The 22,774-nt window shown below is 42.8% G+C and carries 9 protein-coding genes and 5 pseudogenes; 8 read left to right on the plus strand and 6 right to left on the minus strand.

The features are described from left to right. Positions 1-81: 81 nt before the first annotated feature. Entirely contained in the window at positions 82-678 is a 597-nt protein-coding gene (gene trmY, locus N4T56_RS06820) for a tRNA (pseudouridine(54)-N(1))-methyltransferase TrmY (protein ID WP_261732684.1), read from the minus strand. Positions 679-1,173: 495 nt separating this feature from the next. On the opposite strand from trmY, the gene N4T56_RS06825 reads away from it, so the two are divergent. Continuing rightward, positions 1,174-1,416 (plus strand): YecH family metal-binding protein, encoded by a 243-nt coding sequence (locus N4T56_RS06825; RefSeq protein ID WP_261732685.1) that lies wholly within the window; start codon positions 1,174-1,176, stop codon positions 1,414-1,416. A gap of 176 nt (positions 1,417-1,592) precedes the next feature. On the opposite strand, the gene N4T56_RS06830 is transcribed toward N4T56_RS06825, so the two are convergent. The 4 genes and pseudogenes from N4T56_RS06830 to N4T56_RS22395 all read right to left on the minus strand — a co-directional run bounded on the left by N4T56_RS06830 (position 1,593) and on the right by N4T56_RS22395 (position 9,975). Further along, on the minus strand, positions 1,593-3,563 hold the full coding sequence (locus N4T56_RS06830; RefSeq protein ID WP_261732686.1) for an alpha-amylase family protein: 1,971 nt from the start codon (positions 3,561-3,563) through the stop codon (positions 1,593-1,595). 92 nt (positions 3,564-3,655) lie between these two features. Beyond that, positions 3,656-5,512, minus strand: a complete 1,857-nt coding sequence (locus N4T56_RS06835) for a glycoside hydrolase family 13 protein (RefSeq protein WP_261734764.1) — start codon at positions 5,510-5,512, stop codon at positions 3,656-3,658. Between the two features lie 110 nt (positions 5,513-5,622). After that, positions 5,623-7,146, minus strand: a complete 1,524-nt coding sequence (locus N4T56_RS06840) for a tryptophan halogenase family protein (protein ID WP_261732687.1) — start codon at positions 7,144-7,146, stop codon at positions 5,623-5,625. Positions 7,147-7,251: 105 nt separating this feature from the next. After that, positions 7,252-9,975 (minus strand): annotated as a pseudogene (locus N4T56_RS22395) (TonB-dependent receptor). 501 nt (positions 9,976-10,476) lie between these two features. Between N4T56_RS22395 and N4T56_RS06865 the strand changes: the two are divergent. From N4T56_RS06865 to N4T56_RS06880, 4 genes and pseudogenes are all read left to right on the plus strand, one after another. Beyond that, positions 10,477-12,109: pseudogene (locus N4T56_RS06865) on the plus strand (alpha-glucosidase family protein). Positions 12,110-12,258: 149 nt separating this feature from the next. Beyond that, positions 12,259-13,526, plus strand: a pseudogene (locus N4T56_RS06870) (sugar MFS transporter). 126 nt (positions 13,527-13,652) lie between these two features. Then, positions 13,653-14,867, plus strand: coding sequence for an RsmB/NOP family class I SAM-dependent RNA methyltransferase (locus N4T56_RS06875; RefSeq protein WP_261732692.1), 1,215 nt, complete (start codon positions 13,653-13,655; stop codon positions 14,865-14,867). A 199-nt stretch (positions 14,868-15,066) separates the two neighbouring features. Continuing rightward, a pseudogene (locus N4T56_RS06880) lies at positions 15,067-17,326 on the plus strand (bifunctional diguanylate cyclase/phosphodiesterase). Between the two features lie 86 nt (positions 17,327-17,412). Here N4T56_RS06880 and ald read toward each other — a convergent pair. Next, entirely contained in the window at positions 17,413-18,528 is a 1,116-nt protein-coding gene (gene ald / locus N4T56_RS06885; RefSeq protein ID WP_261732693.1) for an alanine dehydrogenase, read from the minus strand. Between the two features lie 178 nt (positions 18,529-18,706). On the opposite strand from ald, the gene lrp reads away from it, so the two are divergent. From lrp to lolA, 3 genes and pseudogenes are all read left to right on the plus strand, one after another. Next, positions 18,707-19,204, plus strand: a complete 498-nt coding sequence (lrp, locus tag N4T56_RS06890) for a leucine-responsive transcriptional regulator Lrp (RefSeq protein WP_238104091.1) — start codon at positions 18,707-18,709, stop codon at positions 19,202-19,204. 285 nt (positions 19,205-19,489) lie between these two features. Continuing rightward, positions 19,490-22,119, plus strand: a pseudogene (locus N4T56_RS06895) (DNA translocase FtsK 4TM domain-containing protein). An 8-nt stretch (positions 22,120-22,127) separates the two neighbouring features. Then, positions 22,128-22,772, plus strand: a complete 645-nt coding sequence (gene lolA / locus N4T56_RS06900) for an outer membrane lipoprotein chaperone LolA (RefSeq protein WP_261732694.1) — start codon at positions 22,128-22,130, stop codon at positions 22,770-22,772. Positions 22,773-22,774 lie beyond the last annotated feature (2 nt).

The following is a 22,774-nucleotide window of genomic DNA, read 5'->3' on the forward strand; positions in this document are numbered from 1 at the left end:
TACTTAAATGAAATCTAAAGACTTGAGTGCAGTATGTATTGTGCACTCGAATCGATAGCATCTGGGTAAATAAGCCGACTTTTACAATCTCATGTCTAATTCATTGTGGATAAGCACCACGCATTGCGATGCAAACAACATTTTAGTGTTCAAATTGATATGTTGAGTGCCTAAACGCTTTAAGCTGTTAAAGCTCTTTTTAGGCATGGGGATATGGTCGGTTAATAAAAAACATGGGTTTGAGGCAAACTCAATATCGCGTACCGGGGTGCCTTTTTTCTCTAACATATACAGTTGATAATCTTCGGCTAACTCTTGCACTAATTTTTCAAAGCTAACAGTACGGACGGTGATGCCAGCTTCTATTGCACGTAACTGCTCTTTATCCATACCTTTGGATACCGTTAATGCTTTGGCAATTTTATTGGTGAGATTTTGCTCATGAAAGCCACCAATATGCCCTAGCTCACTTGAACGAAAGCAAATAGTGCGGGAAAAATCGCTTGTGCTTTCTAACACTAAATACACTTCGACATCATCGCGATGAGATTGCGCTACAAAGAGGGTATTCATTAATGTGTGGGCTAAAATTTCGGTATGAGCTGATTGGCCAATGCCCGCCAAAAACTGCTGACTATCAACTGGAGCCGCTCTGGCTCGAACTACAAAAGCGCGCATTGTAAATCCTTTTGGAGAATATTAAGCAAAAATCGATTTCCTTCTCCGTTAATCAATAAGCAACAGTCTAATTTGTATATACAAATTGATTAATGGCGAAGTTTATTGCTCATTATCACAGTTTTAGTGTCTGCTGTAATGCGATTAATCTCGGTAATTAATTTTTTGATTCAAAATCAAGCTTAAACAGAGAGTGGCTTTATTAGTGATCCTAAATTTACCGAGCTATATTGTGCGATTGCAATGTCATGCAAAATGCAGTTGATTGGGGCTTTGTCGCCCTGTTGAGTAGGAAATGATGAGCTATAACCACAATCCTTTTAGCTATCGCGTTATGCTTATCTGAGCTCGATTAAACGTGAATTACAGATAAAAATTACTTTGATGTTTATCCGAAATGACCAACATGTTACTAGATTTGTGTGCGAGATCAGGGTTTCTCTGACAATAATAAGATATAAAGTATAAATAATTTACATCTTAACCGGAGATACAATGTCTGAATCAATCCATGGGCATCAAGTGATGCAAATGATGCTAGAACATGGCGCCGCACTCACTAAACAGCAACTTAAAGATATGATGCACACGACATTCGGTGCTGATACGTGTTACCACACTTGTTCTGCCACTGAAATGGATGCTGATATGTTGATCTCGTTTTTAGAAAATAAAGGTAAGTTCATCGGCAGTGATAATGGTATCACCACTGCCGCAGATAAAATCTGTAATCACTAGTTCAATTATTAGGCTTTGTTGATTTTACGGTTGAGAGTCCGTTAATGGCGATGAGATACCAGTGCTGAACAATGATTGGACGAATAGATTGATATTGGTTGATACAGATTGATATTAAATAGCGCCGCAGATGGCTTATCTGCGGCATTTTGTGTTTCAACCATCTGAATTTAAGTTTAGTGTTTTTGAGTTAACTCAAGTACCACTGATTGCAATGGTTGTAATTGCATTTGAACACTGGCGTGGTCATTATTATCCAATATGAGATCGTGCTCATATGGCTGCTGGGCGAGTAAATCCATCAGCGTTACATTTTCAACAACTTGCCATTGCTCAATGAGTGTTTTGGGGAGTGTAAGCGTAAATGCTTTAGGCTCAGTTTGGCTAAAGTTACTGGCAATGATCAATTGCTGCTCAACATTATACCGGCTAAAGGCAAATACTTGATCATCATAGCCTTGGGTGTGTTGTTGGCGCTGCAAGGTGTCTAATTCGGCATAGTCGCCAGTTAATGCAGGTGCATTGTGACTTAGGCTTAATAAGCGTTGGTAATATGCGCGCAATGCCTTTTCATCTTGGGTGGATTGCCCGCCATCAAACTTGCCGTTATTCATCCAGCGTTGGTGTGCAGGCACGCCGACATAGTCAAAAATACTGGTGCGAGTAGGTTGGCCAAATCCGGCCATTTGCGCGCCTTGTTCGCCGACATCTTGGCCAAAATACAGCAGTGTGGGTGAGCGGCTTAATGTGGTCGACACCACCATTGCGGGCAGGGCATTAAATGCATTGCCGGCAAAATCGGTAGTGTTAATACGTTGCTCGTCGTGGTTTTCTAAAAAGTGCAGCATGTGTTGTTCAATATCGCTGACTTTTGCTTGCACTGTGGCAATAACCGCTGTGCTGGCTTTTCCTTGAATAATGGCTTTTAAGCTGTCGTATAAATCCACTTTGTCGTACAGATAATCCATTTTGCCTAAGTGAATATAATCGCGGTACAGGTTAGGGTTATAAACTTCTGCAAGAATAAACGCGTTAGGGTTTGTGTGTTTAATGTGGCTGTTAAGGTAACTCCAAAATTCAACCGGTACCATTTCGGCCATATCGTATCTAAACCCATCAACGCCTTTTGCTAACCAATATTGGGCAATGCGTTCAAACTTACGCCATGAGTCAGGAATATCATCTGCGGCCTGTGCTTGCCAAAACGCCAGGTGTTCTGCTGCTGTTTTGCTTGCATATTCAGCTGGAAGAGTAGGGTAGTCATGGCTGCCGTCTGGCTTTACACCATAATTTATTTTAACGGTTTCGTACCAGTCGTTGGCGTCAGGTTTGGCAAGGCGTGAGCCATTACCGGTGCATTTTGCGGGAGATTCAGTAAATTTTCCGTCGCTCAGAGGATTAGCATCGCCGCCTAACGGGGCGTAGCCATTAGGCGCATCGGGTACGGCAAAATCCTCGCCGATCACATAATAAAAGTTGTTATGTTTACTGTAAATTTGAGTCGTGTCGTCATTGGCACCAAAGTCTTGTTCGCCTTTAGGAGCTGATACTGAGTGATAGTTACGTGCGATATGGTTGGGCACTATGTCAATTATCACTTGCATGCCATTAGCGTGGGTACGTTCGATTAAGGCTTCAAATTCTGCCAGGCGATTTGCCGGATTGGTCGCTAAGTCTGGGTTAACGTTGTAATAATCTTTTACTGCATAAGGTGAGCCTGCACGGCCTTTAACGACATCGGGATCGTCGTCGCTTATGCCAATATGGGTGTAATCGTTAATCACCGCATGATGTGGCACACCGGTATACCACACGTGAGTGGTGCCAAGGGATTTGATGTCTTGTAAGGCGGTATCGGTAAAGTCACTGAATTTACCTACACCATTGTCGGCAATGGTGCCCCAGGGTTTGTTGGTGGTATTGGTGTTGCCATATAAGCGAGTAAATACCTGGTACACAACAGGTTTTCCGGCTGTTGATACTTGCTGTGTTTGAGGCATTGGCGCCGCCGCTTGACTCGGTTGTTGAGCCTTTTGAGTGTCTGTATTGGCTTGTTGGCATCCGCTGAGGCTTAAACTCAATCCTAATGCAGTTATACAGGCTAGGGGGCTCTTTTTTATAAAAAATGGTTTAAAAGATAATAACATAGTGGCTCTTTTTATTAGTATGGCACTGAAACAATTGATGCAAGATCATAGCGAGGCTCATTTATGAGCATGAACCTCGCCATGAAAAATATTTACTGCTTTAATGACAAAATCGTCACACCTTTTTGTTCAAGCTTAAGCGGGGCATCTAATTGATAAGATTGCTGATTGATGATATCGACGCCTTGAGTATTGCCATTAAACACGCTGCTAAAACGGGGTAAGTCGAGCTCAACACTCTGGCCATTTTTATTATAAATAATCAATAAGGTTTCATCGCCATGATGACGGCTTTGCACGTAAACGCCCTCTTTGGGTACAAAATGACGCAAGTGACCTTGCTGGATAGCCAATGAGTTTTTACGGTAATTAAGAAGTGTGCGCACAAATGCTAATGCTTCTTTTTGAGTGACACTTAAGCCTTCTTTAGTGAATGCGTTTACCTTATCTTGCGGCCAACCACCTGGGAAATCACCGCGCACAGCGCCATCGTTTCTGCCTTCACTTGGGCTTTGCATGAGCATTTCTGTACCATAAAAAATCTGTGGAATACGGTTGCTGGTGAGCACGTAAGCCATTGCAATTTTAAACAAGCCTATATCGTTTTTCATTAAGCTAAATAAGCGGTTGGTGTCGTGATTGCCTTCAAATAACACCAAGTCAGTTGGTTTGGCATACACCACATCGTCGGCTAAGCGTTGGTACAAATTAATTAAGCCTGTGTCCCAACCTTCTGGCTCGGTTAAGCTGGCAATTAAGGTGTCGTACAGTGGAAAGTCCATCATGCTTGGTGTGTATGAGGTGTAACCATCGTTATTTTGTTTGCCTGCTTGCCAGTAACTCACTGTAATAGGGTTGCTGGTCCATTCTTCTCCAACAATATTAAAGTTAGGATATTCGTCCATGATGGCTTTAGACCAGCGGGTTAAAAAGGCTTTGTCGGCGTAAGAGTAGGTGTCTTCGCGTATGCCACTTAGGCCTGCATACTCTACCCACCAAATACTGTTTTGAATGAGATAGGTTGCCATGTGTAGATCGGTTTGATTCATGTCGGGCATGGTGTCGGTAAACCAGCCATTGTCAAAATCAGCGGTGTCACTGGCTACGGCGTATGGGTCTTGTACTGTGGTGCGGCGGTGACTAGTGTACACTATATCTTTAGGGTTTTGCTGCCAGGCTTGCTGGCCGTTAACCCAGGTGGCGCTTGGAAAATTTGCCATCCAACGATGCCCAGATCCCATGTGGTTAACGATAACATCTTTAATCACCCCAATACCAAAACTGCGCGCCTCTTGCACAAGTGCCAGATACTCTTCGTTAGTGCCAAAACGTGGGTCAATTTGATAAAAGTCAGTGGTAGAGTAACCATGATAAGAATACTTTTCTTGGTTGTTTTCAAGCAGTGGGTTTATCCACAACTGAGTCACACCTAAATCGTGTAAGTAGGGTAGAGCTTTGCGGATCCCCATAATGTCGCCACCATGGCGGCCACCATCAAAGCTGCGATCTGCTTTTTCTAGCATGCTTGGGTGATTATCGTTATCTGGATTACCGTTAACAAAGCGGTCTGGGGTGATTAAGTAAATCACATCTTTATTGCTAAAGCCCTGGCGTTCTCTTGAGCCGTTTTCACGTGCTTGTAGTTGATAATCAAATTGTTCAACGAGTTGATTATTATCATAAAGGCCAATTTTTAGTTGTTGTGCTTTGGCATCTTGTAAATCTAAATTGATAAACAAATGATTGGGGCTTGCTGTTTGCTCTGTGTTTATAAGCTTTACGCCCTGGGCGTTAAGCAGCTTAACCTGGTGGCCACTAATATTATCGCCAGCAACCAATAGTTGCAGCTGTGGATTGTGCATGCCAGCCCACCACGATAGCGGTTCCACGTTGACCTTTGCATTTACCGATAAAGCACTACAACTGAATGCTAAGGCTATCGTTCCCATTAATAAACGTATTTTGATTGGCTTTAACGGTGCAGAAAGGTCAGTTGATAAAGACATATTGAGTCCTATTTTTTAATATTATTAATTATAGTGTTAATGCATTTACTGGTTTAAAGCGCGCAAATAAATTCACTGTGTTCTGGCATGTTAGCAACGGTTGTATTTATCACTTTACGTATATTGGCTAAATAATCTTGCAAGGCAGCATTATCAACCGCCGCCGCTAATGGATGATAGTCTGTCGGTTTTATGCCTTGGCCGAGCATCACCTGTATCCAGGCTGCTTCGGTAAACAGTTCGTCTTGATGCCTAAATACGCAGGCTGTTTGGCTAAATAAATCGATTTTTTGCTGCAAGCTTTCGGGAATGCTCATATCACGGCAATGTTGCCATAACCCTGTATTATCAAGCTGCGTTTGTTTGGCGTTGAGGTGGTAGTGCAAAATAATAAAGTCGCGAATTTGTTCAAACTCAGTTTGTGATTGACGGTTAAACTCATCTATCTGTTGTGTTTGAATGCCGTGATGCGGGAACAATTTGGTTAAGCGAATAATCGCCGATTGCACTAAATGTAAGCTGGTGGATTCTAGCGGCTCTAAAAATCCGCTCGATAAACCGATAGCAATACAGTTTTTATGCCACTGCTTAACTCGTCTACCTGTGGTGAAATTGATTTTACGCGGCTCGGCTAACGGCTTGCCATCAAGGTTGTCGAGTAACTGCTGTTTGGCTTGGTCATCACTCATGTATTGGCTGCTGTATACAATGCCATTACCGGTGCGGTGTTGCAGCGGAATGCGCCATTGCCAACCTGCATCATGAGCAGTGGCTTTAGTGTAGGGCAGTAATGGGGCAGCGCTTTCACACGGTACGGCATAAGCGCTGTCGCAAGGTAACCAATGTTGCCAGTTTTCGTAATCGACACCTAACGCTTGTTCTATTAATAGGGCGGCAAAGCCTGAGCAGTCGATAAATAATTCGCCGGCTATAGTCTGGCCGTTTTGTAAGATCACGCTGGCGATATTGCCGTGGTTATCAAGTGTTGTGTTATCTATTTTTCCTTCAAGGCGCTTAACGCCTCGCTGCAAACAATAGTGTTGCAGCATGGTGGCATATAAGCTGGCATCAAAATGGTAAGCGTGAGTAATGCCCGACATTTGTGCATGGGGGATATTGGCAATAGGTTGAAACTTATTGTGTTTAGCGGCCTGATAATTAATGGAATAACGCCAAAAATCTGCCGGATTGTATTGCATGTTTGAGTTTGTGGTTTGAGCTGCCTGAGCACAAAGCCAATAATGATGAAATGAAGTAAAACCTAAGTCTCGGCCAACATTGCCAAAGGCGTGCATGTAAGCATCACCTTGTTGGTACCAGTTTTCAAATTCGATGCCCAATTTATAAGTGGCTTGGGTTGCATTAATAAAGTCACTTTCTTTAATGCCCAGTACGCTATTAAAAATCTGTAGCGGGGGGATAGTGGCTTCGCCAACCCCAATAGTACCAATAGTGTCTGACTCAATTAGGGTAATATTTAACTGTTTTTTGAACAGCTTGGCTAACATTGCAGCGGTCATCCAACCCGATGTACCTCCGCCCACAATGACAATGTCTTTTATAGTTGTGTTTTTCATTGTTATCGCCTTTTCATGGTGCCGGTGATTGTAAAACTTAAAATAAAAAGCCCCTGTAATAGGTTACAGAGGCTTTTTGTCAGTGTAGTTCAAAATACAAGTCCATTAGAACTTGTAGTTGGCACCTAACATAAAGTTACGGCCATAGTTTTGATAATCGCGAACTAAGCGTTGGTCATCACCTGTGTACGAGGTAAAGGGCTCGTTGGTTAAGTTATTTACTTGGAACTGAACCGATAAGCCGTATAGGGCATCGATTCCGCTTTCGGTAAAGTCATAACCAATTTGTGCATCGACTACGGTTTCTGCTTTCACGTTAACGTTGACACGCGTTAAGCTGATTGCGGTGACTTCACCTAAGAAGTCGCTACGGTAGCGAGAACTAATACGCGCTTCAAAGCCGGCGTTTTCATAGTAAACCGTCGCGTTAAAGGTTTTTTCAGATAAGCCTTCTAGCTTTTGTGGTTCACTGTCTGAAGTTTCTTTTACTTCGCTGTCATTGTACGAACCACTTAAGATAGTACCAAAACCTTCTAGTTGGTCAGCAAACAAACCAAAATCTAGTGATAAAGAAGCTTCAATACCTTGAACATATCCGCCGTTACCATTTTGTGGTTGGGTCACTAAACCAATTGGATTATCTGTTGGCGCTTGTGGTAAAAAGGTACTGAAATCAAGCTCTGTCTGTTGATCATATACGAAGTTTTCAAGGTCTTTGTAGTATACCGCTAATGCAAAGTAACCTTGATCGCTAAAGTAGTTTTCGTAGCTAATGTCGTACTGACGCGCTAACCAAGGACGTAACTCAGGATTACCTGCACCACCTGACCAGTTGACACCGTCAGTTGGATTCTGATTGTAGCTAAAGTTAACGTTGGCATTCATTTTGTCCATGCGCGCTCGGGTTAAGGTACGAGCGGCTGCAAAACGAACCATTTGACCATCGGCTACTTCAAAACCTAAGTTTAAGCTTGGCAACCATTCAACGTAAGAGTCACCTGCGGTGCGAGGGGTCACAATAACCTCACCATCTTCAACCGTCGCCACAGTACCGTCTGAGCTTTGATCAGTGTGCACTGCTTGAATACCTACGTTACCGGTAACCGGTAAACCAAATAGTTCTGTCTCTAAATTGGCTTTAACAAAAACGGTTGAGACTTCTTCTGAAATGGCTACAAGAGTTAGTTGCGCGAGATAAATCGACATCAGCTACGTCAGTTTCGGTGTAACCGCCAGCATTATAAAATGCCAGCGCATCGTAACTTAATACATCACCCATGCCGAAAAAGTCTAATGAGGTTGGTGATAGTAAAAATTCATCAGGCACAGTTTCTAAGTAGTTATCTGAACCGTCATAACCTGCTAATGTGAGGTAATAACCTTTATCAAGCTTGCTCTTATCACGGTTAGTGCGGTTAACACCAAATTCAACGCTGCGAACAGCGCCTTCGTCGAATATGTATTCAGCACTTAAACGGAACGAGTTAAGTTCGTCTTCAATTTCTGGTTTGTTGATAAAGCCGTCCTGGGTGTTTGGCACATAATGGACTCCCCCAGCCAAGTGGATCACCTAGTTTAATGACATCAGGATCTGAGTAATCTAAATTGTGAGTAAAATCGTAACCGCCATCACCGTTATACGCAAAACCTAAGTCATCAACTGCGCCAACACCGGTACCACGACCTGTACCACTGTAAGTTTCCATACCAATGTCGGTACGGTCAACTTTTGACATAGCAATGTCAGCTTCAACACTCCAGTTGTCATTGATGGTGTATTTGTTGTTCCAACCGATTGAAATTGAGTCCGCATCACGTTTGTTAACGTCGTTACGTACAACCACTTCTGCGCCAATAATGGTGCCTTCAGTGACAAGGCCATTTTCAGTTGTTGATGCCGTAACGCCGCCATTTGCACCCCATGCCGCAGGGATTTCAATGCCGCGTAAGCGTTGATCATCGGTAAATTTAGTGTAATAAACATCAACCACAGAGGTAAATTGTTCGTTTGGTGCATATTCAAATACCGCTAACACACCGTCACGTTCTAGTTCACTTGAACGTACAAACGGTTTTGCTCCGCCTAGCACGCTATCACCGGCGTCATTTGTTGGGTAACCCCATGCTTGCCAGCGCTCTTCTTGGTTTGGCGACACCATGCGGGCGTAACCTAATGCTACACCTATGGTATCGTCTGCAAATTGGTCAATGTATGAAATGCTGCCACGGTAGCCGGTATCATCCGAACCACTGTTTAATGAACCTAAATCGTTCATTTCGCCGCGTAATGACACCGCAATGGTTTGCTCGCCATGGGTTAATGGGCTAATGGTTTGCATGTCGACTGTACCGCCGATGGCTTGGTGCTATAACAGATGCATCAGGGGTTTTATACACCACAACACGGTTAAGTAATTCTGAAGGGTATTGGTCAAATTCAACGCCACGGTTGTCGTTGACTGACGCTTGTTCGCGACCATTTAGGGTAGCGGTGGTAAAGTCTGGTACTAAACCACGAATTGAGATTACATTTGCACGACCGTCTAAACGTTGTGCGGCAATGCCGGGTAAACGTGCTAGAGATTCCGCGATACTGACGTCTGGTAATTTACCAATGTCTTCTGCAGAGATGGCTTCAACAATTGAAGATGAAGACATTTTTAATGATTGTGATTCTTGTAAGCTGCGGCGAATACCAGTGACCTGAATCACTTCAATATTTTCTTCGGCAGCTTCTGTTGTGTTTACATCATCTGCAGCGTAAGTACTCATGCTGGCACCTGCAGCGGCTAATGCTAGCGTTAGTAGGCTCGGTTTAAATAGCAACATTCATCTTTCCCCTTTTTTGAACACTTAACCCGTTAATTTAGGTCGCGTGTTAGTGTCCTTTTGAATTTTGGTTACAGTCTTTTATTGTGTTTATGCTCCGGCATGCTTAATTAACTTTATAAGTGACTGCATAAGTGCCGAAGTTATGACCAAATTGTTGCACAACAGTAACGATATTACTCTCAGTTCACTTTTGCCGACAATGTTATGCATACGTATTCAAAGGTTGGTGACATGATGCTGTGACGCTTTATTACATTTATTAAACATCTTTTTAATCAAACTTTTGCTGTGTAAGCATTTGATTATAAATGATTAAGTTGACATCTCATTTTGTGGCCTGCAAACGAATTTCTTTGCATACGTATGCAAACGTATTGAACCTGATTTCCTTATTCACGTATCCTCGGGGATAATAAATAACAACAGCGTTCTATTACGCGAACGCAACATTAAGTTAACTCACGGGTCTAAATTGGGTTAACTCATCAAGGGGAAGTAATGAGTCAGGTAACCTGGTGGCGTGGTGGAGTGATATATCAAGTCTATCCTCGTAGTTTAATGGATTCTAATGGCGACGGTGTGGGCGACTTGCAAGGTATTATTGCTAAACTTGATTATATTGCCAGCTTAAACGTGGATGCGATTTGGATATCACCTTTCTTTAAATCGCCAATGAAAGACTTTGGTTACGACATTAGTGACTATCTTGAAATTGATCCTTTATTTGGCACTATGGCTGATTTTGAACAGCTTATTGACCAGGCTCATCAACGCAATATTAAAGTGGTCATTGACCAAGTCTTAAGTCATACCTCTGATCAACATACGTGGTTTGAGCAAAGCCGCCAAAGCCGTGATAACGACAAAGCTGACTGGTATGTATGGAGTCGATCCTAAAGATGATGGCAGTGCGCCGAACAATTGGCTTGCTATCTTTGGTGGCTGCGCATGGGAATGGGAACCTCGCCGCCAGCAGTATTACTTACATAACTTTCTTAAAAGCCAGCCGGATTTAAATTTCCATAGCTCGCAAGTTCGCCAAGCTGTGCTAAATAACGTCGAGTTTTGGCTTAAAAAGGGCGTGGATGGTTTTCGTCTGGATGCTATTACGTTTTGTTACCATGACGAACAATTACGTGACAACCCAGCTAAACCGAAAGATCAACGCCAAGGGCGCGGCTTCAGCGAAGACAATCCTTACGCCTACCAATACCACTATTACAATAATACTCGCCCGCAAACGGTGGGCTTTATTGAAGAATTACGTGCATTGATTAACCGCTATCCAGGTGCGGTGACATTAGGTGAAGTCTCGTCAGAAGATTCACTCGCGACCATGGCTGAATACACTCAGGGCGATGACCGCCTGCATATGGCGTACAGTTTTGAGCTATTAACCGATGATTTTAGTGCCGCCTATATTCGTCAAACCGTTGAAGAATTAGAAGCCAGTATTGGTGACGGTTGGCCATGTTGGGCAATAGGTAACCATGATGTTCAACGTGTGGCCACGCGTTGGGGCAAGCAGCAAGCCAACCCGACTATGATAAAAATGCTCAACGCCTTGTTGTTTTCATTACGCGGCAGTGTCTGCAGTTATCAAGGTGAAGAGTTAGGGTTAACTGAAGCGCCAATCGAATTTAATCAGTTACAAGATCCGTTTGGGATTACCTTTTGGCCAATGTTTAAAGGCCGAGATGGTTGTCGTACGCCAATGCCATGGGTTAAGTCTGCAGACAATGCCGGTTTTAGCGACGCACAACCTTGGCTACCGATATCAGCAGAGCACATCAATAGTGCCGTGGATGTGCAAGAAGCCGATAACGACTCTATTTTAAACAGCTACCGTCACTTTTTAACATGGCGTAAACAACTGAATGTATTAATTGACGGTGATATCCAGTTTGTAGATGCACACCCTAATGTGTTGGCGTTTGTCAGAACACTCGGTTCGCAGCGGATGTTGGTATTATTTAACTTATCGATTCAACAATCACACTTTGAGTTGACTGACATTAAACTTAACAGTGTGCTTGATGGGCATGGGCTAGCAACAGGGCATCAAGATCAACAGCAAGCAAACACCATTGTGTTACCAAGCTTTAGCAGCTTTTACGCCTTTATCGATTAACCAGAATAAGCCGAAATATTCAGTATTTCGGCTTTGTTTGAGCTCAAGACAATCTCTTGTGTTGTATTGGCTTTGTATGACAACACGGTGAAATAGCAACAGTGCCCCCTAATAACTAAATAACAATAACTAACGAGAAGAGACCCATTATGGCTTCAACAATGCAAAGTACAGAGTACACGGCTACTGACGGTGGTAACGGTAATTACCGATTTGCGTTAGTGTCATTAACCTCACTGTTTTTTATGTGGGGATTTATCACCTGTTTAAATGACATTTTAATTCCACACTTAAAGGCGGTGTTCTCGCTTAACTATACCGAAGCCATGCTGATCCAATTCTGCTTTTTTGGTGCTTACTTTTTAGTGTCATTGCCGGCCGGTAAGTTAGTTAAAAAGATGGGTTATCAAAAAGGTATAGTGTGTGGATTATTGATCGCCTGTTTAGGCTGTTTATTGTTTTATCCTGCCGCTGCGCTGGCCACATACGGCCTTTTTTTAGGCGCGCTGTTTGTATTGGCATCAGGTATTACTATTTTACAAGTTGCCGCTAACCCTTATGTAAATGCATTAGGTAGCGTTGAAACCGCATCAAGCCGCTTAAACCTTACCCAAGCGTTTAATGCGTTAGGTACTACGGTCGCTCCTTATTTTGGCGCGGTATTGATTTTGTCTGTGGCAAGTGGCGCAGTTGAAGGCCTAAGCCATGCACAAGCCGAAGCGGAAGTGGTTAAACTGCCATACCTTATTTTGGCCGGCATGCTGGGTTTATTGGCATTAATCTTTGCCAAACTAAATTTACCCACCATTGCTGAGCACAATGAGGTGTCAGAGAATAATGGTGTCGTTACCCATAACGGAAAAACCAGCGCGTGGCAGAGCACTCACTTGGTCTTGGGCGCTGTGGGTATCTTTGTGTATGTGGGCGCAGAAGTGTCAATCGGTAGTTTTTTAGTTAACTTTTTAGGTGAAGAACATATTGCCGGCTTAAAAGAAGCTGACGCGGCTAAATTTATAACCTATTACTGGGGCGGGGCAATGGTAGGTCGCTTTATTGGTTCTGCGGTAATGCAAAAAATTCCGGCAGGTACCATGTTAGCGTTTAATGCGTTAGTGGCAGCAGTACTTGTTTTGATAGCAATGAGCAGCAGTGGCGCAGTAGCGATGTGGTCGATTCTAGCCGTGGGATTATTTAATTCTATTATGTTCCCGACTATTTTCAGCTTAGCATTACGCGGTTTAGGTTCTACACTTCACAAGGCAGTGGCATTTTATGTTTAGCGATTGTAGGTGGCGCGATTGTGCCGTTATTACAAGGCGTAATGGCCGACACTATGGGCTTACAATTAGCGTTTATTTTACCGGTTGTGTGTTATGGCTTTATTTTATTCTACGGCGCTAAAGGGTCAAAAATGTAATTTGTGATATCACTTTCACAGTCATACACACTAAGCGACCTTCGGGTCGCTTTTTCTTGCTATCAGAGGCCTTAATCCCTATGATCGGCACGTTTTTACACTGATTGTCATTTTATGAGAGAGCCCATGTTAACTTACTCGCTGTCTGGCAGTTCATCTGAATTAGTATTAAACGTACTGACGATGGTGTTAACCCGAGGAAAACCATTAGACCGAGCTTATTCAGAGCACTTTTCTGGTTTATCGCTTAATCCATCAGAGCAAGCGCGGATTACCCAAGTGACTGGCGATATCTTACGTCGACTTAACCTGTATTGTTTTTTAGTCGATATCACCCCAGATGAGTTTGAGCGTCAAGGGTCAAAACTGCTTAATGGTTGGCATGTATTTCATGGCCTCGATTTACCTAAAATGCAGTATTCGTTGCAAATCGAACAAGCATCATTTGATGCCAACCTTGAAAAAGCCAAAGCCGATCCTGTGTTGTGGGATGGTTGCCCAGAATGGCTAAACGAATTAGGTCAAGCCCAATTAGGCGATAAGTGGCCGGCAGAGCGCGCCGCATTAGCTGAACAACCTAAACGGTATTTACGTGTAAATGAGCTTAAGTGCGATCGTGAAAAACTGATTGCACGTTTGCAAAAAGAGGGCGTTACAGCGGTGGCATTACCAGATGTTGCCTCTGCTGTTGAGGTGACCTCCGATTCTGCATTATTTCGTACTGATGCGTTTAAAGATGGTTGGTTTGAGCAACAAGATGCAGGCTCGCAATTAGTGGCTGACGCAGTCGGTGCAAAACCTGGCATGCGTGTGGTTGATGCTTGCGCCGGTGCGGGTGGTAAAACGCTGCATATTGCAGCGCAAATGCAAGGTAAAGGGCGTTTACTGGCCATGGATGTTGAGCAATGGAAACTCGACAATTTAAAAGCGCGTGCAAAACGTGCTGGTGCACATAATGTTGAAACCCGTATTATTGCCAGTTCTAAAACCATTAAACGTTTAAAGCTCAGTGCCGACCGAGTATTACTCGACGTACCGTGCTCAGGGCTTGGGGTGTTAAAGCGTAATCCAGATTCAAAATGGCGTGATACACCAGAGCGCTTACCTGTATTGATTGATTTGCAAAAGCAGATTTTGCAAAGCTACAGTCGTATGGTCAAAGTGGGCGGTATGCTCATTTACGCAACGTGTTCAATTATGCCAGAAGAAAACCGTCAGCAAGTGGACGCTTTTTTAGCTGAAAACCCGCAGTTTACTTTATTAGAAGATGAAAATATTTTAGTTGCTGAACGTGGATTTGACGGTTTTTACCTTGCCAAAATGGAGCGGATTGCTGAATAGCTTAACGCAACCTATAGTTAACGATTGATTAACAGCGCTATTTAGCGCTGTTTTTGTATCTGCATTGAAATGAACACTATTTTTAGATTTTTATATTATATAAAATCAATTATGCATTGATAAAAGTACTATAAATGCATAATGTTGTTTACATATTCGTGAGTCGAATTGTAAGTCTTTTCTACAATTACGAGGCAATATGGACATAGGACCCAATATCAATAACGTTGACCCGAAAACATTGCCAGAAAGCTACCATGAGTCAAGTTTAGAGCGGTATAGCACTATCTTGAATATGGTTTTAGAGGGATGCCCATTAGGTGAAATGCTTCATGCATTGGTATTACTGATTGAAGCGCAAAAAATTGGCACAAAAGCATCAATACTGTTGCTCAGTGAAGATGGCAAACGTTTGTTGTCTGGTGCTGCGCCCAATTTACCTGACGCCTATAACAAAGCTATTAACGGCGTTGAAATCGGCTACTGAAGTTGGTTCATGTGGTGCAGCAGCTTTTTTAGGCGAACGTGTGATAGTCGAGGACATGGATACCCATCCTAATTGGCTGCAATATAAAGATATCCTTATTGGGTGTGGTTTAAAAGCGTGCTGGTCTGAGCCGATTAAAGACAGTGAAGGTAAAGTGCTTGGCACTTTTGGAATGTATTATGACACCCAAAAAGCACCCACAGAGCAAGATTTAATCCTTATTCAAGAAGCCGCTCGTTTAGCAAGTCTGGCCATTGAACGTAGCCGGGGTATGCACGTTCAACGATTAAGCAGTAAAATTTTTAACAGTCTACCTTTGGCGCTCGTTATTACCAGTGAAGACAACTCGGTGCTTTCTGCAAACCCGGTGTTTAAATCGTTAACTTCCACTTACTATGCCAACCTTAAGTTATTTGATGTGCAGCGTTTTTTAAGTCATTCTCCCAAAGAGCTTGTCGATGACTTATTTGAGCATTTATCTCGTGGTCACGCTTGGCATGGCGAGCTTAAAGGCTTACGGACCGACAATGACATTATTGATATCTCGTTAACCGTTGCGGTTATTCGCGACTCATTTACCCAGCAAAATTGCTTTGCTTGGCTTATCAATGATATTTCTTCTAGAAAAAATGCTGAACAAACGATTCATTTTCAAACTAATTATGATCAGCTGACCGGCTTAGCCAACCGTAAATATTTGTTTCAAAGCCTGCAAGTTATGGTTGAGTCAAACGACTTTCATCATGAAGGCGAGCAAGCCTTTAATTTGATTTTGATCGACATTGACCACTTTAAGCAAATTAACGACACATTAGGTCATGACAAAGGTGATCTAGTCTTAAAGTTAATTGCTAAACGGTTAGTCAGTGCAATTCCTGAAAATGTGTTGCTGTCGCGCATTGCCGCCGATGAGTTTGCATTAGTGTTGCCGGGTAAAATGACTACAGAATCATTAGTCGATATGGTTAATGAAGTCACAGCGGTACTCGACAACCCTTTTTCGGTTGGCGGGCAGCATCTTAAATTAACCGTTAGTGCTGGTATTGCGCGTTACCCCGAAGATGCTAATAAAGTGGAGCAGATACTCAATTGTGCCACTCAAGCGATGTATAATGCAAAATCACGAGGTCGTGATGGTTTTCAATTTTTTAATCAGCAAATTCAAAAAGATGCAGAGCGAAATGCAGAAATACATTTACGATTAAAGTCAGCGATTAGTGCTAATGAATTTGCCTTGTACTACCAACCGATTGTTAACCCTAATACGGGCAAAATCGTTAAAGCGGAAGTGTTATTACGTTGGCAATATAACGGCCAATTTATCTCACCTGATGAGTTTATCCCGATTGCAGAAGAGTCAGGTTTTATTGTACATATCGGTGAATGGGTTAGAACCGAAGCCTTAACTGCATTAAAGCAATTACAAAGCAAAAAGCTCGCTGTGCCGCTGGCCATTAATGTGTCGACCATTGAGTTTTGGACTGATGATTTACAACGACGATTTTTAACTTACTTCGACAACAAACAAGTTGAATATGGGCAGGATCAATTACCTTATCACCTGTTGACGCTTGAAATCACCGAATCATTAATGATGAAACAACAAGACAGCGTTAGTCTGTTGCTTATTGAACTTCGTCGACGTGGTATGCAGATTTCTGTAGATGATTTTGGTACCGGTTATTCGTCACTGTCTTATTTAGCTAATTTTCCTGTCGATCAGGTAAAAATTGATAAATCCTTTATCCAAAAAATTTCGATGGGTGCTCGACATGAAGCACTCATTGAAGCGATTGTCAGTATGAGTAGGGCTTTGGATTTATCGATTGTGGCTGAAGGGGTTGAAACCAAGAATGAACTGGACTTTATTAAACAACAAGACATTGAGGCTGTGCAAGGATACTATTTTTATAAACCTATGCCAGAAGCCGCTTTTTTTGAGCTACTAGCCAAACAAGCAAAACTAAATTAACCCTATTATGTTGATACAGAAAAATGCCGCATTTAATGCGGCATTTTTATTAAAAATAATCGTTGCTCAGTATATCTCGAGTGAGATTAGTTAAGCATGCTCTTTGGTTCTGTAAACTCAAGGCTTAATGCTTCAGCCACTTCTTTACAAACCAGTTTTCCATGGATAACGTTTAAGCCATTCAATAAATGTTTGTCATTTAATAATGCTTGTTTGTAACCTTGGTTAGCTAACTTGATGATGTAAGGAAGCGTTGCATTGTTTAATGCAAATGTCGAAGTACGTGCAACAGCACCTGGCATGTTAGCAACACAATAATGTACTACATCATCAACAATATATGTTGGCTCTTGGTGAGTCGTCGCGTATGAGGTTTCAACACAACCGCCTTGGTCGATAGCAACGTCAACAATGGCACTGCCTGGTTTCATGCGCTTAACTAATTCTTTGGTGATTAATTTTGGCGCTGCAGCACCTGGCACTAATACACCACCAATCACGAGATCAGCTTCAAGCACGTGGCGTTCAATAGCATCCGCAGTTGAATAAATAGCTTTAACAGCAGAACCAAATTGCACGTTTAAACGACGTAAAGCATCGATACTGCGGTCTAACACAACCACATCTGCACCCATACCCACAGCCATTTGAGCTGCGTTGCTACCTACCATGCCACCGCCAATAATAACTACTTTAGCAGGTTCAACCCCTGGCACGCCGCCTAATAACATACCGCGTCCACCAAGTGATTTTTCAAGTGCACGTGCACCCGCTTGAATAGACATACGGCCAGCCACTTCAGACATAGGCGCAAGCAGTGGTAAACCACCACGGTCATCGGTTACGGTTTCGTAAGCGATACACACCGCACCACTGGCAATTAAGTCATTGGTTTGCGCTAAATCGGGTGCAAGGTGTAAATAAGTAAATAGGATTTGATCTTCGCGTAGCATTGCACGCTCAACAGCTAATGGCTCTTTTACTTTCACAATCATTTCAGCTTTGGCAAATACGTCAGCCGCAGTAGCTAAAATCGAAGCGCCAGCATCAATATAATCTTGATCGGTAAAACCGATCCCCACGCCTGCGTCAGCTTGAACATAAACGTCATGACCTTTAATGGTCAATTCGCGCACGCTTGACGGTACCATGCCTACACGGTATTCGTGGTTTTTGATTTCTGTAGGTACACCAATAATCATCTTAAAGCCTCGATTTATAAAAAACCCACTTTAAGTGGGTATAGTTGTTATTAATTGTGACCTGAACGTGCTTATTTCAGGGAACTCTAGTATAGTGCCGGTTAGGCAGATTATGCTGCTAAAGATCCTCCTTATAAAGGTTTAAATATTGTTTTAAGGACAAAACAAGGTTAAATATATGGCAAATAGCAAAAGCTTCTCAATTAAAGATTTAGACCGCATTGATCGTAATATTCTTCATGAACTGCAAATTGACGGCAGGATTTCGAATGTTGAACTGTCAAAAAGAGTGGGTTTAAGCCCGACACCTTGTCTAGAAAGAGTTAAAAGACTTGAAAAACAAGGGTTTATTAATGGCTATACCGCACTGGTTAACCCGCACTTTTTAGGGGCATCCTTGCTGGTTTTCGTTGAAATAACCTTAAATAGGGACACTCCAGACATTTTCGATCGCTTTAATCGTGCTGTGCAGCTGCTAGATGATATTCAGGAATGTCATCTGGTCTCTGGTGATTTCGACTACTTATTGAAGACTAGAGTGTCAGATATGTCTGCTTATCGTCGATTATTAGGTGAAACCTTGCTGAAATTACCTTCAGTGTCAGATACTCGCACCTATGTGGTGATGGAAGAAGTAAAGCAAACGAATAAAGTGGCGCTGTATAACTTAGGATAACCCTATCTTAATGATTAAGTGGTTTTACCTGTTTATTCCATTTTTTTTGCCATATCACGATGAAAAACAGGGTTGCTAATTGAGGTGGTTTTGTTGTTTCATCAGTGATTAATTTACCGGAAAATCCCTCAGTTTTATCGTTAACAATATCACTTTTGATGGGCTGGATTAATTCGCTGTCACAATCCATTGAGCTTCAGCAAATCAAGGTGCATAATCACTGCAAATACAATGATATTCTGTTATCTTAACCCTTATTTTTCACTCTTTTATGGATGTTTTCGTTTGACTCAGGAAAATAGTCTAAAAACACTCAGCGGCTTACAACGCTTGCTTGAAGGTGGTTTAATTCTTTGTTGCATGGTTGCAACCTACATTCTATTGGCGCTGTCGAGTTTTAACCCTAATGATCCGGGGTGGAGTCAGTCGCATTTTCAAGGTGAAATCCATAACTGGACAGGCGCTGTAGGCGCCTGGACTGCAGATGTGCTGTTTTATTTTTTTGGTTTTATCGCGTTTTTAATCCCAGTGATTATTGCTACAACCGGTTGGTTTATTTTCAATCGTGCCCATCGTATTTTTGAAATCGACTATTTTTCAGTCGGTTTGCGTATTATTGGCTTTATGTTAATGCTTTTGGCTCTTGCTGCATTGGTCAGTATGAATGCTGACAATATGTTTGTGTTTTCAGCCGGTGGTGTTGCCGGAGATGTTATCGGCCAAGCCATGCTGCCTTATTTTAATACCCTAGGCACCACATTACTGTTGATGTGCTTTATTTGTGCAGGGTTTACCTTAGCGACAGGCATTAGCTGGCTTACCATTATTGAACTCACAGGCTTTGGCGCCATTTGGTGCGTTAAACGGGTGTGGAATTTACCCAGCTTATTTAAGCGTGAGCGTGAAACAGAAGACACCAAAGGCTTTATGTCTTTGGTCGACAAATTTAAACAGCGCCGCGATGAATTAGACGAACATACACCATTAGATAGCCATGAAAAACTTGCAAAGCAAGCCGATTCTGAAGATGACGATATTGCACCTGTGGCAGAGAAAAAGCGCCGCTTCTTTAGCCGTAAACCGAAAGTGGTTGATGTGTTTGAACCTTGCGATATTGATGATGAAGTCGATACAGATGATCGCCAAGAGCCGTCTATTAAACTTGAAGACGACGAGCCGGCATTCGCGCCTTGGGTAGCGAGCAAAGATGATGACGATGACATCAGCTTTAATACCAATGATGAAAGCGACATTGACCGTGAAATTGATGATGGGGCAGCAGACCCATTTGCTGGCGCATTTGAAAAGCCCCATTCAAGCGGGGCACTGGTTGCACAGCAACAACCCAAGAAAGAAGCCAAAATTGTAGACGGTTTAGTGGTGATTGATGGCCAAGCACCACAAGAAAAGCGTCAAATGGATCCATTACCCAGCATCACTTTGCTTGATGTACCCGATCGTAAGAAAAACCCGATAAGCGAAGAAGAGCTCGACCAAGTTGCAAGGCTGGTTGAAACCAAGTTGGCCGATTTTAATATCATTGCCAATGTGGTTGGCGTATTCCCAGAGCCTGTCATTACCCGTTTTGAGCTTGAACTGGCCCTGGAGTTAAAGCATCAAAAATCACCAATCTTGCAAAAGATTTAGCCCGTTCATTGTTAGCTGAAAATGTGCGAGTTGTCGAAGTTATTCCAGGTAAAGCTTATGTTGGTATTGAATTACCGAATAAGTTCCGCGAAACCGTGTTTATGCGCGATGTGTTAGACAGCGCCGCGTTTAATGACAGTAAATCGACTTTGTCTATGGTGCTAGGTCAGGACATTGCTGGTGAACCAGTTGTGGTTGATTTGGGCAAAATGCCGCATTTATTAGTGGCAGGTACAACAGGTTCAGGTAAGTCTGTCGGGGTTAACGCGATGATCACCAGCTTGCTATATAAGTCTGATCCTGATGATGTGCGCTTTATTATGATAGACCCTAAAATGCTTGAGCTGTCGGTGTATGAAGGTATTCCGCACTTATTGTGTGAAGTCGTCACTGACATGAAAGAAGCTGCTAATGCACTGCGCTGGTGTGTTGGCGAAATGGAACGTCGTTACAAATTAATGTCGGCATTAGGTGTACGTAATTTAAAAGGGTACAACTACAAAATTAAAGAAGCGGCGGCGAAAGGGGAATACATACCCGACCCATTATGGAAGTCATCTGAAAGCATGCTAGATGAAGCGCCGCCATTAGAAAAGCTGCCATCAATAGTGGTAGTGGTTGATGAGTTTGCAGACATGATCATGATTGTCGGTAAAAAGGTTGAAGAGCTTATTGCCCGTATTGCTCAAAAAGCACGTGCCGCAGGCATTCACTTAATTTTAGCCACGCAACGACCATCGGTGGATGTGATCACCGGCTTGATTAAAGCCAACATCCCGACCCGTATTGCGTTCCAGGTGTCGTCACGTATCGACTCTCGCACCATTCTCGATCAACAAGGCGCAGAGACCTTATTAGGCATGGGTGACATGTTGTACTTGCCGCCTGGCACTAGTGTTCCTAACCGGGTGCACGGCGCATTTATTGACGACCATGAAGTCCACAAAGTTGTGGCAGATTGGTGCGAACGTGGTCAACCACAATATATTGATGAAATTTTAAATGGGGTGTCAGAAGGTGAGCAAGTATTGCTGCCGGGTGAAACCTCAGATACCGAAGAAGAATATGACGCGCTTTATGATGATGCTGTGGCGTTTGTAACAGAAACCCGCCGAGGCTCTATTTCAAGCGTACAACGCAAATTTAAAATTGGTTATAACCGCGCCGCCCGCATTATTGAAATGATGGAAGGTCAAGGTATTGTCAGTGCACAAGGCCACAACGGTAACCGTGAAGTGTTGGCTCCGCCACCACCAAGAAGCCAATAGGAATAATGATGAAAAAACGTATTACAGTATTAGGCTTACTATTATCAACCAGTATGTTGTCAGCTGCTGCATATGCAGACGATGCCACTGAATTACGCGCAAAGTTAGCTAAAATTGATAATTTACATGCCACCTTTACTCAACAAGTGACCGACATCAATAAAAAGCCTATTCAAAGTGGTAATGGTGTGTTTGCTTTGGCTTATCCAAATCAATTTTATTGGCACTTAACCGAACCCGATGAGTCGCTCATTGTGGCTGATGGCACCAATTTATGGGTATTTAACCCGTTTGCAGAAGAAGTTACCGTCATGGATGTATCACAAGCGGTTGATGCATCGCCAATGGCATTATTGGTACACCGCGACGATGAAACATGGAACAAATACTCCGTAATGAAGCGTCAAAACAAAGCGCAATCAAATTGTTTTGATATTCAGCCTAAACAGTTAAACAGCAGTGTCGTTGCCGTGAGCGTGTGCTTTAACGACAGCAAACTCACCCAATTTAACTTAACGGATGAACAGGGTAACCTAAGCCAATTTCAACTGTCAGCTCAGCGCGCAGTATTACCTGCAGAAAGTGACTTGTTCAAATTTGCCATCCCTGACAACGTTGATATTGATGACCAACGTTTAAAACAAGCAAACTAAGT

This window comes from Shewanella phaeophyticola (assembly GCF_025398315.1).
Classification (GTDB): domain Bacteria; phylum Pseudomonadota; class Gammaproteobacteria; order Enterobacterales; family Shewanellaceae; genus Shewanella; species Shewanella phaeophyticola.